11 protein-coding genes are annotated in these 12,772 nt (G+C 63.5%); 1 reads left to right on the plus strand and 10 read right to left on the minus strand.

The annotated features are described in order from the left end of the window. Nucleotides 1-41: 41 nt before the first annotated feature. The 9 genes from tatC to V1289_RS46905 all read right to left on the minus strand — a co-directional run bounded on the left by tatC (nt 42) and on the right by V1289_RS46905 (nt 9,183). Nucleotides 42-848, minus strand: coding sequence for a twin-arginine translocase subunit TatC (gene tatC / locus V1289_RS46865; RefSeq protein ID WP_334406436.1), 807 nt, complete (start codon nt 846-848; stop codon nt 42-44). Next, nucleotides 845-1,390 (minus strand): Sec-independent protein translocase protein TatB, encoded by a 546-nt coding sequence (tatB, locus tag V1289_RS46870; RefSeq protein ID WP_334406438.1) that lies wholly within the window; start codon nt 1,388-1,390, stop codon nt 845-847. The genes tatC and tatB overlap by 4 nt, the downstream gene beginning before the upstream one ends. An 88-nt stretch (nt 1,391-1,478) precedes the next feature. Continuing rightward, on the minus strand, nt 1,479-1,715 hold the full coding sequence (locus V1289_RS46875) for a twin-arginine translocase TatA/TatE family subunit (protein WP_074276623.1): 237 nt from the start codon (nt 1,713-1,715) through the stop codon (nt 1,479-1,481). 263 nt (nt 1,716-1,978) lie between these two features. Next, a complete protein-coding gene (gene scpB / locus V1289_RS46880; protein ID WP_309177118.1) occupies nt 1,979-2,704 on the minus strand; it encodes an SMC-Scp complex subunit ScpB in 726 nt (241 codons plus the stop codon). Between the two features lie 21 nt (nt 2,705-2,725). Next, a complete protein-coding gene (locus tag V1289_RS46885) occupies nt 2,726-3,553 on the minus strand; it encodes a segregation and condensation protein A (protein ID WP_334406440.1) in 828 nt (275 codons plus the stop codon). Then, nucleotides 3,550-4,572, minus strand: a complete 1,023-nt coding sequence (gene nagZ, locus V1289_RS46890) for a beta-N-acetylhexosaminidase (protein ID WP_334406442.1) — start codon at nt 4,570-4,572, stop codon at nt 3,550-3,552. Before nagZ ends, V1289_RS46885 begins: the two co-directional genes overlap by 4 nt. A 46-nt stretch (nt 4,573-4,618) precedes the next feature. Beyond that, nucleotides 4,619-6,049, minus strand: a complete 1,431-nt coding sequence (locus V1289_RS46895; protein ID WP_334406444.1) for an SPOR domain-containing protein — start codon at nt 6,047-6,049, stop codon at nt 4,619-4,621. 108 nt (nt 6,050-6,157) lie between these two features. Next, complete coding sequence (gene argS / locus V1289_RS46900; protein WP_334406446.1) at nt 6,158-7,951, minus strand: arginine--tRNA ligase; 1,794 nt, start codon at nt 7,949-7,951, stop codon at nt 6,158-6,160. A gap of 23 nt (nt 7,952-7,974) precedes the next feature. Then, complete coding sequence (locus V1289_RS46905; protein ID WP_334406448.1) at nt 7,975-9,183, minus strand: deoxyguanosinetriphosphate triphosphohydrolase; 1,209 nt, start codon at nt 9,181-9,183, stop codon at nt 7,975-7,977. 106 nt (nt 9,184-9,289) lie between these two features. On the opposite strand from V1289_RS46905, the gene erpA reads away from it, so the two are divergent. Further along, nucleotides 9,290-9,619, plus strand: a complete 330-nt coding sequence (gene erpA, locus V1289_RS46910) for an iron-sulfur cluster insertion protein ErpA (protein WP_074276616.1) — start codon at nt 9,290-9,292, stop codon at nt 9,617-9,619. 26 nt (nt 9,620-9,645) lie between these two features. On the opposite strand, the gene V1289_RS46915 is transcribed toward erpA, so the two are convergent. Next, the gene (locus V1289_RS46915) at nt 9,646-12,771 is read right to left on the minus strand and encodes an efflux RND transporter permease subunit (protein ID WP_334406450.1); all 3,126 of its coding nucleotides are present in this window, start codon (nt 12,769-12,771) and stop codon (nt 9,646-9,648) included. Between the last annotated feature and the right edge of the window lies 1 nt (nt 12,772).

The raw sequence follows: 12,772 nt of genomic DNA on the forward strand, positions 1-12,772 counted from the left end.
GTACCCCGAATAGGCCGGTTTTGGAACAGCGAAGGCGGCCCCTACTCCGCCGGATTGGCGGTCGGGGGGACCCCCTTGGCGGCCTGCGCGGCGGCGACCTTCTTTTCCACTATGCGCACGGCGATGATCGAGCCTTCATAGAGCGCCAGCAGCGGGATCGCGAGCGAGGCCTGGCTCAGCACGTCCGGTGGCGTCAGCACGGCCGCGATGATGAAGGCGACGACGATGAAATAGCGGCGCTTCTCGCGCAGCTGCTTCGAGGTGATGATGCCGATCCGGCCCAATAGCGTCAGGATCACCGGCAACTGGAACGCGATGCCGAAGGCGAAGATCAGCGACATCATCAGCGACAGGTATTCGCCGACCTTCGGCAGCAACTGGATCTGCGCGGTCTCGGGCCCGCTCAATTGCTGCATGCCGAGCGAGAACCGCACCAGCATCGGCAGCACCACGAAATAGACCAGCAGCGAGCCGAGCACGAAGAAAAATGGCGTCGCGATCAGGTAGGGCAGGAACGCGCCGCGCTCGTGCTTGTAGAGGCCGGGCGCCACGAATTTGTAGATCTGCGTTGCCACGATGGGAAAGGAAATGAAGCCGGCGCCGAACAGCGCGAGCTTCAATTGCGTCAGGAAATATTCCAAAAGCGCAGTGTAGATGAATTTCGAATTCTCGGGGCCGGCGACCCAGACGAACGGCCAGACCAGCACGTTGTAGATCTGCTTGGCAAAGAAGAAGCAGAAGATGAAGGCGATGCCGAAGCCGAGCAGCGCCTTGATCAGCCGCGAGCGCAGCTCGATCAGGTGATCCATGAGCGGCGCTTTGCTGGCCTCGATGTCTTCGGCGCTCATGACGCTTTGGCGTCCTTGAGAACGTCGGGCGCCGAAGGCGCGACGTCCTGCGGCGCGGGCTGAGACTGGACCTCGCGGCTGATCGCCAGCAGCTCGGAGGCCGCGTGGGCCTCGGCTTCAACAAAGGTTTCGGGAGTGGGCGCCGCCGGTGTGGTAGGGGTCGCCGACGCATCGCTCGCTGGCGCATCGTTTGGCGTCACGACCGGCTCGCCGATCGCGGACGCCACCTGCGCATCCACGGACTTGTCGATATCGGCGATTTGCAGGGCGTCGCCGACGTCCTTTTGCAGCGAGGTCATGATATTGCCGCTGGTGAAGCCGGTGGTGGCTTCCTTGACCTCGTCAAAACTCTTCTTGAGGTCGGCCATTTCGGCCTCGCGCATCGCTTCCTGGAACTGGCCCTGAAATTCGGCGGCCATCTTGCGCGCCTTGCCCATCCATTGCCCGACCATGCGCAGCACACCCGGCAGCTCTTTCGGGCCGATGGCAATCAGCGCGACAACCGCGATGACGATCAGTTCACCTCCACCGATATCGAACATGAATTTTTCCGCTCACGCGAGATGTCCGCGCCCCAATCCTTCTAGCAAGATTTGGCGCTATCAGCGGCTTTTCTCAACGGCGTCTGGATTAGACAGCCTTGCTGCCGACATCCGACCGCGCCGCCGAGGGCGCCGCGTTGTGGTCGATCGTCTTTACGGGCTCGGCAGGCTTTTCCGCCACCTTGTCGTCATCCTGCATGCCCTTCTTGAAAGCCTTGATGCCCTGCGCGACGTCGCCCATCAGATCCGAAATCTTGCCGCGGCCGAACAACAGCAGGACCACTGCGATCACGACGATCCAGTGCCAAATGCTAAGCGAACCCATCCTGCAACCCTCCAAACACGCGAGCCAGCGGCCCGGCTCAAGCTTTCCCGGAAGGTAGGCCCGCAGGCTGTCAAAAACAAGGACTTCAGCCGCGGCAAATCGCTGTCGCAGCTACGTAATATTGCTACCGTTAACCGGGAATATTGCGGCGACGGGGCTGGAGCCGGATCGGTTCTGACTGCATCAGAACCGATCCGGCTCCAGCTTTACGTTTTGACGCGTTTTCTTTACGCGAACCGGTGCCCACTTCGCTCGAAAACGCTCTAGGTTCCCTCGCCGCCCTCGGGCTCCGGGTCGGCGGCAGGCGCCAGCAGCAGTTCCAGATTATCGCCGATCTCCAGCGGATCCTCGTCCTCGCGCAACGCCACGTCGTCCGAGGGCGTGGGAACGCTGAAGCCGGAAGGCAGCCGCGAATCCAGGAGTCCCGTTCCCTTCAGTTCCTCCAGCCCCGGGAGATCGCCGAGCGCCTCCAGGCTGAACTGCGACAGGAACGCTTCGGTCGTGCCGAAGGTGAGCGGACGGCCCGGGGTCTTGCGGCGGCCGCGGGGACGGATCCAGCCGGTCTCCAGCAACACGTCCAGCGTGCCCTTGGAGGTGATCACGCCACGGATTTCCTCGATCTCGGCGCGGGTCACCGGCTGATGATAGGCGATGATCGCAAGCACCTCGATCGCCGCGCGCGACAGCCGCCGCGTCTCCGTGCTCTCCCGCGTCATCAGCCAAGACAAATCGCCGGCGGTGCGGAACGTCCATTTGTTGGCGACCCGAACCAGATTGACGCCACGCGAGGCGTATTCCGCCTGCAGCTGCGCCAATGCCACCTTGATATCGACACCATCGGGCATCCGCTTGGCCAGCGCCGCCTGATCGATCGGCTCGGCGGAGGCGAACAGCAGCGCTTCCAGGAGCCGCAACTCCTCGGGCCGCGCCTGCGCGTCGACGGGAGTTTCCTCGGCATCTTCCATGCGTTTTTCCGCCAGACTTGCCATGGCTAGGTCTCCTTGTTCCACTTACTCGACCGACAAATCCGGCGCGGACATCGCACCGGCGGCTTGCGGCTGACGCTTGCGAAAATACAGCGGCGCGAACGCCTCTTTCTGGTTCAGTTCCATCTCGCCTTCCCGCACCAGTTCAAGCGCTGCGGCAAAGCTCGAGGCAAACACGGTCGCCTTTTGCGTGGGATCGACGACGTAACTGAGCAGGTATTCGTCGAGGCAGCTCCAGTCGTCGGCCATGCCGACGAGGCGTTCCAGCGACGCGCGGGCCTCCGCCAGTGACCACACCGTGCGCTTGGCCAGATGCACCGTTGCCAGCACGCGCTGCTGGCGCTGCGCGGCATAGGCGGTGAGCAGGTCGAACAGGGTCGCGGTGAATTTGGGATGACGGATTTCCGCAATCGATTCCGGATTGCCGCGCGGGAAGATATCGCGCTGGAACTGCGGCCGATTCATCAGCCGGTTGGCGGCCTCGCGGATCGCCTCGAGCCGGCGCAGCCGGTTGGCCAAGGCCGTGGCCATCTCCTCGGCGCTCGGACCGTCCGGCGTGGCCGGTTCGGGCAGCAGCAGGCGGGATTTCAGGAACGCCAGCCAGGCCGCCATCACCAGATAGTCGGCCGCGAGCTCCAGGCGAATCTTCCGTGCCGCCTCGATGAAGATCAAATACTGGTCGGCCAGCGCCAGGATCGAAATCTTGGCAAGATCGACCTTTTGCTGCCGCGCCAGCGTCAGCAGCAGGTCGAGCGGACCCTCATAGCCCTCGACATCGACCACCAGCGCGGGCTCGCCATCTGCGATGTCGGTGGGCCGTCCGGTCTCAAACGATAGAATTTCCGCGGTCATGCCGTCCCTACCCGATCAACCAACGCATCCAATTCAGCCTGTACCGCCCGCCGATCGAGCGGCAGCGGTCCCTTTCGCGAGGCCAGCGCCCGTTTGGCGCGCTGCAGCGGTTCACCCGCCAGTTCCGGCGTCTCGCGCGCGACGTCGCGCATTTCCTCGAGCTTGCCGTTGCAATGCAGGACCATGTCGCAGCCGGCGTTGACGATGGCTCGGGTCCGCTCGGCGATCGTTCCCGCCAACGCGTTCATGGACACATCATCACTCATCAACAAACCCTGGAACCCAATCACGCCGCGAATCACTTGCCGGATGATTGTCGCAGAAGTCGTCGCCGGATGGGCGGGGTCTAACGCGCTAAACACAACATGTGCGGTCATCGCCATCGGCAGGTCCGCCAGCGGTTGGAAGGCGGCAAAATCGGTCCGTTCCAGCTCTTTCCTCGATGTATCCACCGTGGGCAGCCGATGGTGGCTGTCCGCTGTGGCCCTGCCGTGGCCGGGAATGTGCTTGAGCACCGGCAAAACGCCGCCATGCTCCAGTCCTTCCGTGACCGCCCGCGCGATCGCCGCCACCTTGCCCGGCTCGGTTCCATAGGCCCGGTTCCCGATCACGGCGTCGCTGCCCTCGACCGGAACGTCTGCCAGCGGCAGGCAATCGACGGTGATGCCAAGCGCAATCAGGTCCGCGGCGATCAACCGGGAACTGAGCCGGGCGGCCGTCAGGCCGAGCGCGGGGTCGATATCGTACAGCGCGCCAAAGCTGGCTCCGGGCGAATAGACCGGCCAATGCGGCGGACCAAGCCGCTGCACTCGGCCACCTTCCTGGTCGATCAGGACCGGGGCGTCCGCGTTACCGACCAAATTACGCAATTCAGCCACAAGATTAGATACTTGATCTGGATTTTCAATGTTACGCTTGAATAGAATGAAGCCCCACGGCCGCTCCGCACGGATGAATTCGCGCTCGGCGCGGCTCAGTTCCGTTTCGGATACGCCCGTGATGAATGCGCGGCTGCTCATGCGGCCGATTAGCCTCTGCGCAGCTCCGGGGTCAAGGAAACGGCCGTTAATTCCTTTGGATGAGGCACTGCGGCCCGCCGGCCGCCTTGAGATTGCTACAAACCTGCGTCGCCTGATCCACGGAGCTGAACGGACCGGCAAATGCCCGGTAATACACTCCCTTTTCGCCGAGATCGACGCGCTTCACCACCGACGATTGTGAACCGAGCACGCTCGGATACTTGCCTTGCAGCGCCCGGTACGACGCTTGGGCGTCGGCCTCGTTCTTCTGCGAGGACACCTGGACGAGATAGCCGCTGCCTGTGCTCACACCTGCCGGTGCCGGATTATTCGACGCCATCCGGGCCGGTGCTGGCACGGGATCGGGCGCCGCGGCGCCGGGAGCCAGTGAAAGCGGTGTGTTGGCGCTCGCATTGGCCGACGAGGGATTGTGCGAGGCCGCCGTTCGGGCCGCCGGCGCTGGTTTGGCCGCAGCCGCTGGCGGGGCCGCCGCAACAGGCACCCCGCCATTCTCGGCCGGGTCGCCCTTGACCGACAGGGTCTTGATCTTGCGCGGCTCGCCATTCGACAGCGTGCCGTTGGCGGCCGCTGCCGGCGGCGGCGCAGATGGCGCTACGCTGGCGACCGGCGGCGGATTGCCATTCTGGTTCAACGCTGGATACGCGACGCGCATCCCGGACTTGGCGTTAACGTCGACCGGAGTTTCTTCGCGCGAAACGATCTTCTCGCCGCCATCGCCCGGCACCATGCGGTCGGGCGTCTTGGCAGTTCCGGTATCAGCGGGCGCCGGCATGACCTTGGTCGGACTGTTGTCGGCCTTGATGATCGGCGGCTCCCCGGTACGCGGCGAACCGACATAGGTGCGGTAGGCAAACGCTGCCCCCGTGCCTACCACGGCCAGCGCCAGCACCGCGGCTACGGTTACGAGGCCACTGCTGCGCTTGCGCGGCTCGGGCTCTTCCTCATAGCCGCTCTCATAAGCGTAGGGATCATCCGGATAGGCCGGATCGCGCTGAAAGTCCTGCTCGCCGGATTCGATCTGGCCGTACAGCGCGTCGTCATAGCGCGTCGGATCCGGCTGCGGCTCTGGATCGGCGTATTGCGGCGCCTCCTCCTGATAATCCTGCGCGGGCGCAGCGTGGTGCTGGGCCGCGTAGCGATGCAAGGGATGCACGGGGCTAGGCTGATATTCGGGCTCCTCAGGCTCCGGCTCGGGCGCGACCGCGCGGTTCGCGCGTTGCATCCAGGGCGGCGGGCCGGCGGGCCGGCCGTCATCTTCCTCTGCGGGAGGCTGGTATTGGGGCTGCACATTGGCCCGCGACTGCAGCGGATGCGGGGTCTTTGGGGCGGCGCCGAACGGATCGGTCTGGCCGATCAGCCGTGCCAGTTCGGCCAGCGGATCGCTCTCAGCCCGACCAAAATCGCGGTCGTCGTCTTCGTGGGCAGCAAAAGGTCGGTCCTGATATCGATCAGCCATCGTGATGATGCATCCCCTTCGGGGCAGCGCCAAACCGTTATGACAAACGAATTTGGCCCCTGCCAGATACCCTCACAAATCCCCATTTGTGAGGGCCTTCGCCCCTGCCTACCGCATCTCGGTTGGAGCATGGACGCCGAGAACGGCTAAGCCCGATGCCAGAACCGAGACGACGCCCTGGACCATTGCCAATCGCGCCTTCGTGATTTCTGCATCATTGTTGATAATGAAGCGTAAATAGGGCAAATCGCGCCCCCTGGTCCAAAGCGCATGAAATTCGCTGGCCAAATCATACAGATAAAAAGCGATTCGGTGTGGCTCGTGTGCGACCGCAGCCGCCTCGACCATCCGGGGGTAGAGCGCCAATAGCTTGAGCAGGCTGAGTTCCGTCGGGTCGGTCAGCCGTTCCACCGCCGCGGTCCCGAGGTAGACCGCCCGGGCGGCGGCATCCTCCGGCAGATCGGGGACCACCTCCCGGGCGTTCTTGAAGATCGAATGGCCGCGGGCGTGCCCGTACTGCACGTAGAACACCGCGTTGTCCTTGGACTGCTCGATCACCTTGGCGAGGTCGAAATCCAGCACAGCGTCGTTTTTGCGGAACAGCATCATGAATCGCACCGCGTCCGAGCCGACCTCGTCGACGACTTCGCGCAAGGTGACGAACTCGCCGGACCGTTTCGACATTTTTACCGGCTCGCCGTCGCGCAGCAGCTTCACCAGCTGCACGATCTTGACGTCCAGCGCGGCCTTGCCCGCGGTCACGGCCTTCACCGCCGCCTGCATGCGCTTGATGTAGCCGCCATGATCGGCGCCGAACACGTCGATCAGATTGGTGAAGCCGCGATCGAACTTGTTCTTGTGGTTGGCGATGTCGGAGGCGAAATAGGTGTAGGAGCCGTCGGACTTCATCAGCGGACGGTCGACGTCGTCGCCGTAGTTGGTCGCCCGGAATAGCGTCTGTTCGCGATCCTCGTAATCCTCGACCGGCCCGCCTTTCGGCGGCGGCAGACGGCCTTCGTAGACGTCGCCTTTGGCGCGCAGGAAATCGATGGTCTCGGTGACCTTGTTGTTGCCGGTGTCGATCAGCGAGCGTTCCGAGAAGAACACATCATGCTTGATGTGGAGCGCGGCGAGATCGCCCTTGATCATCTCCATCATCATCGAAATGGCTTTGCTGCGAACGATCGGAAGCCAGGCGTTTTCCGACATCGCTTTCAGCTTGTCGCCATATTCGGCGGCGAGCGCCTGCCCGACCGGGACCAGGTAGTCGCCGGGATAGAGCCCCTCCGGAATCGCGCCGATATCCTCGCCGAGCGCCTCGCGGTAGCGCAGATAGGCCGATCGTCCGAGCACATCGACCTGCGCGCCGGCATCGTTGATGTAATATTCGCGGGTCACACCATAGCCCGCGAACTGGAGCAGGCTGCACAGCGCATCGCCGAACACCGCGCCCCGGCAATGGCCGACATGCATCGGCCCGGTCGGATTGGCCGAGACATATTCGACATTGACCTTCTCGGCCTTGCCGATCGCGCTTCGCCCGTAAGCCTCACCTTCCCGCACGACCGAGCGCAGCGCGTCCGCCCAGACCTGTGGCTTCAGCGTGAGATTGATGAAGCCGGGCCCGGCGACGTCGACGGAAGCGACCAGAGCGTCGGCGCGCAGCCTCTCGGCGATCTTCTCGGCCAGTTCGCGCGGTTTTGCCTTCGCCTCCTTGGCCAGCACCATCGCGGCGTTGGTGGCCATATCGCCATGGCTGGCATCGCGCGGCGGCTCGACCACGGCGCGCGAAAAGTCGATGCCGTCAGGCCAATTGCCCTCGGTCGCAAGTGCTGCGCAGATCGCGTGCACGTGTGCGAGCACATCGGCAAAAAGATGCGGAGCAGAGGGTTTGTCGGCCATTTGCTAAAGTCCTGGGCCGCCGCCTAACGCAAATCCGGGGTCGAGTCAAAAAGCCTTTGATGCTCGATCAGCGCAAAACGGTCGGTCATCCCGGCGATGAAATTGCCGATCCGCCGCGCCCGCTCGGTTTCGGTCTCGCGCTCCGTGCCCTCGACCCATTCGGCCGGCAGATCGCCCGGCGATTGCTGATAGCGCGCGAACAGATCGAACAGGATCTGTTCCGCATCCCCCATCACCCGCATCACGCGGGCGTGGCGGTACATCCTGCGTTTCAGGAACGCCTTGATCTCGGCCTCCTCCTGCACCACGTCAGGCGGAAACGCGATGAGCGGCTGGTTATGATGGCGGACGTCGTGGGCCGATTGCGGTCTTGCCGCCTCCAGACGCCTGCCCGCCTCTGACATCACGGCCCCGATCAGATATGAAATCAGCTCGCGCACCAGTTCGGCGCCGCGCCTGATGTCGTCGAGGCCAGGATAATGCTTGCCGATTTCCGCGATGATATCAGCGGTGAGCGGCATCACCTTGAGATCGTCGACCGCAAACAAACCGGCCCGCAGCCCGTCATCGATGTCGTGTGCGTCATAGGCGATATCATCGGCAAAGGCTGCGACCTGCGCCTCCAGCGAGGCGAAGCTCCAGAGCTCCAGATCGTATTTCCGGTTGAAATCGGAAATCCCGACGGGAATGCCGCTTTCGCCGTAACGTCCGGCCAGGTCCCCGCCCCGCCCGGTCAGCGGACCGTTGTGCTTGACGACGCCTTCCAGCGATTCCCAGGTCAAATTGAGCCCGTCGAACCCGGGATAGCGATGCTCCAGCGAGGTCACGACCCGAAGTGTCTGGGCGTTGTGATCGAAACCGCCATGGGCGTGCAGGCATTTGTCCAGCGCCCGCTCTCCGGCATGGCCGAACGGCGGATGGCCGAGGTCGTGCGCCAGCGCCAGGGTTTCGGTCAAATCCTCGTCCAGGCCGAGCTGCCGGGCCATTGCGCGGGCGATCTGGGCCACTTCCAGCGAATGGGTTAGCCGGGTGCGGTAATGATCGCCTTCGTGGAACACGAAAACCTGGGTTTTGTGCTTCAGGCGGCGGAACGCGGTGGAATGGATCACCCGGTCGCAATCCCGGCGGAATGGGCTGCGCGTCTTGCTCGGTGGCTCCGCGAACAGCCTGCCGCGGCTGCGGTCGGGGTCGCAGGCATAAAGTGCGCGAGGAGCAGCCATTCCGACCGACACGGTTTTTTAGTCCTTATCCATTTGATTCTGCTCGTCTCCGCACTTAACTATGTCGGGTGCGGGATACCAAATGAATTGGGTATGACGCCGGCACCGGAGACCTGCCATGACCACAGCCATCACCGTCAGCGAGCGGGCTGCCCGCCGCATCGGCGAAATCCTCAAAGCCGAGGGCGAGGGCGCAAAACTGCGCATCTCGGTCGAAGGCGGCGGTTGCTCTGGCTTCCAGTACAAATTCGACGTCGAACACGCCCAGGCCGACGACGATCTGGTGATCGCCCGCGAGGGCGCCGTGGTGCTGGTCGATCCGGCCTCGGTGCCGTTCCTGGCAGGCTCGGAGGTTGATTTCGTCGACGACCTGATCGGCGCGTCGTTCCGGGTGGTCAATCCCAACGCCACCGCCTCCTGCGGCTGCGGCACCAGCTTTTCAATCTAAGACCCGCCTCAATCTGACCCCCACCGCTATTCAGCCGCGACCACGTGCGGACGCTCGCCGCCGCTTTCCTCGAGCTGTGGTTCGAGCTTGCGCTTGAGGCGGCGGTCGATGCGGTCGAGATAGATGTAGATCACCGGTGTGATGAACAGCGTCAGCAATTGCGAGACGCAGAGGCCGCCGACCACGGCGATGCCGAGCGGCTGACGCAGTTCGGCCCCGGCCCCCGCGCCGATCGCGATCGGCAGCGTGCCGAAGATCGCCGCAAACGTCGTCATCATGATCGGGCGGAAGCGAAGCAGCGCGGCCTCGCGGATCGCGTGCTCGGCGCTCAGGCCGACGCGGCGGCGCTCCAGCGCGAAGTCGACCATCATGATGGCGTTCTTCTTGACGATGCCGACCAGCATCACGATGCCGATCATCGCGATCACCGACAGTTCCATGCCGAACAGCATCAGGGTGAGGATCGCGCCGATGCCGGCCGACGGCAGGCCGGAGATGATAGTGATTGGATGGATGAAACTCTCGTAGAGAATGCCGAGGATGACGAATGCCGCGAATACGGCCGCCAGGATCAGCACGCCCTGCCCGCGCAGCGAATCCTGGAACACCTGCGCGGTGCCGGAGAAGCCGGTGGCGATTGTCGCCGGCAGATTTGAATTCTGTTCGATCAGGGTGATCTGGTCGACCGCATAGCCCAGCGAATAACCCGGCGCGAGGTTGAACGAGATCGTCACTGCCGGCTGCTGCCCCTGGTGGTTGATCAGCAACGGCCCCACCGTCGGCACCATTTTCGCCACCGCATCGAGCGGAATGGTCTGGTTGTTCGCGGTCTTCATATAGAGCTTGGAGAGGTCGGACGGATCGACGCGAAACTGCGGCTGTGCCTCCAGAATGATCTGGTAGTCGTTGGACGGCATGTAGATGGTGCCGACCTGGCGCGCGCCATAGGCGTTGTAGAGCTGGTTGCGAACCTGGTCGACCGTGATGCCATAGACCGCGGCCTTTTCGCGGTCGATGTCGACCGTCATCTGCGGGTTCTTGATGTAGAGATCCGTGGTGACGTCGAGCAGGCCCGGCACATTGGCGATCCTGTCGCGCATTTCAGGCGCCAGCCGATACAGCGATTCCGTATCGCCGCTCTGCAAGGTGTACTGGTACTGGCTCTTCGACGGCCGGCCGCCGATATTGAGGTTCTGGATGCTCTGGAAGAACGCCTGCATTCCAGGCACCTGGTTCGCCGTCCGGCGCAGGCGCGCCATCACCACCGTCGCCGAGTCCCGCTCTTTCCTTGGTTTGAGCGCGATGAACAGCCGGCCATTGTTGGTGGTCGCGTTGGGGCCGCCCGCACCTACCGTACTGTTGACGTATTCCACCGCCGGATCGCGGCTCAATATGTCGGCCAGCTCCTTCTGGCGCACCGCCATCGCCTCGTAAGAGGTATCCGTGGCTGCGTCGGTGGTGCCAAACAGAAAGCCGGTATCCTCCTGGGGAAAGAATCCCTTGGGCACCACGACGTAGAGCGCCACCGTGCCGGCCAGCGTCGCCAGCGTCACCGCCAGCATCAAAGCCTTGCGGGCAAGCACCCAGTCGAGCGCCCATTCGTAGCCGCGTAGCCAGGAATCGAACATCGCCTCGAAGATTCGAAGCACCACATTCGGCTTTTTGGTCGCGTCATGCGCGTTCAGCACGCGCGCGCACAGCATCGGCGTCAGCGTCAGCGAAACAAAGCCGGAAACCACGATCGCGACCGCGATGGTAACCGCAAATTCGCGGAACACGCGCCCGACGATGCCCCCCATCAGCAGCACCGGAATGAACACCGCGATCAGCGAGAAGGTGATCGAAATGATGGTGAATCCGATCTCTCGCGCGCCTTTGAGCGCCGCCTCATACGGCCGCATGCCGTGCTCGATATGGCGGACGATATTTTCCAGCATGACGATGGCGTCGTCGACCACGAAGCCGACCGACAATGTCAGCGCCAGCAGCGTCATGTTGTTGATGGAGAAATCGAACGCGTACATGACGGCGAACGTGCCGCACAGCGAGATCGGCACCGCCAGCGCCGGAATGAAGGTTGCGGATGCCGAACGCAGGAACAGGAAGATCACCATGATGACGAGGCCGATGGCGATCAGCAGGGTCTCTTCGACGTCGCTCACGGACTGACGGATCGACACCGAGCGGTCCATCGCCACCTGGATGTTCACGGACGGCGGTATCTGCGCGCGCAGCGACGGCAATTTTGCCAGCACGCCATCGACGACCGCGACCGTGTTGGCGTCGGGCTGCTTGTAGATCGCCAGAACGATGGCGCGCGTGCCGTTGAACCAGGTGGCGATCTTGTCGTTCTCGACGCTGTCATACACCTTGGCGATCTCGTCAAGCCGGACCGGCGAACCGTTGCGCCAGGCGACGATCACGTGCTTGTAGTCGGCCGCCTTGTCCATCTGGCCGGACGCCTGCAGCGCGACGTCCTGTTTCGGCCCGTTCAGCGTGCCGACCGGCGTTGACGAATTGGCGCGCGAGATCGCGGCGCGGACGTCCTCCAGCGAAATGCCGCGCGCCGCCGCGGCTTCCGGATCGGCCTGCACCCGGATCGCAAACTTCTGGCTGCCGAAGATGACGACCTGGGCGACCCCCTGTATTTGCGACAGCGCCTGTCCGATGGTGATGTCGCCATATTCGTTGACCGCCGAGAGCGGCAACGTGTCGGAAACCAGCGAGATGAACAGGATCGCGAAATCCGACGGATTGACCTTCCGGAAACTCGGCGGAATGACCATCTCGATCGGCAACCGCCGCTGCGCAATCGTCAGCGCGGTCTGCACATCGAGCGCCGCCGCGTCGATATTGCGATTGAGGTCGAACTGGATGACGATCGCCGTCGTGCCCTGCGATGAGGTCGAGGACATCGACGATATGCCGGCAATGGTTGAAAGCTGACGCTCGATCGGACCGGCGACGGACGAGGCCATGGTGTCGGCGCTTGCGCCCGGCAGGGTCGCGGTCACCGCGATGGTGGGGAAATCGACTTTCGGGAGCGCGGAGACCGGCAGCAGCCGGAAGCCGAAAACACCGAACGCGATGATCGAAGCCGTCATCAGAACCGTCATGACCGGGCGACGGATACACAACTCCGACAGCGTCATC

It is taken from the genome of Bradyrhizobium sp. AZCC 2289, from assembly GCF_036924615.1.
Lineage (GTDB): Bacteria > Pseudomonadota > Alphaproteobacteria > Rhizobiales > Xanthobacteraceae > Bradyrhizobium.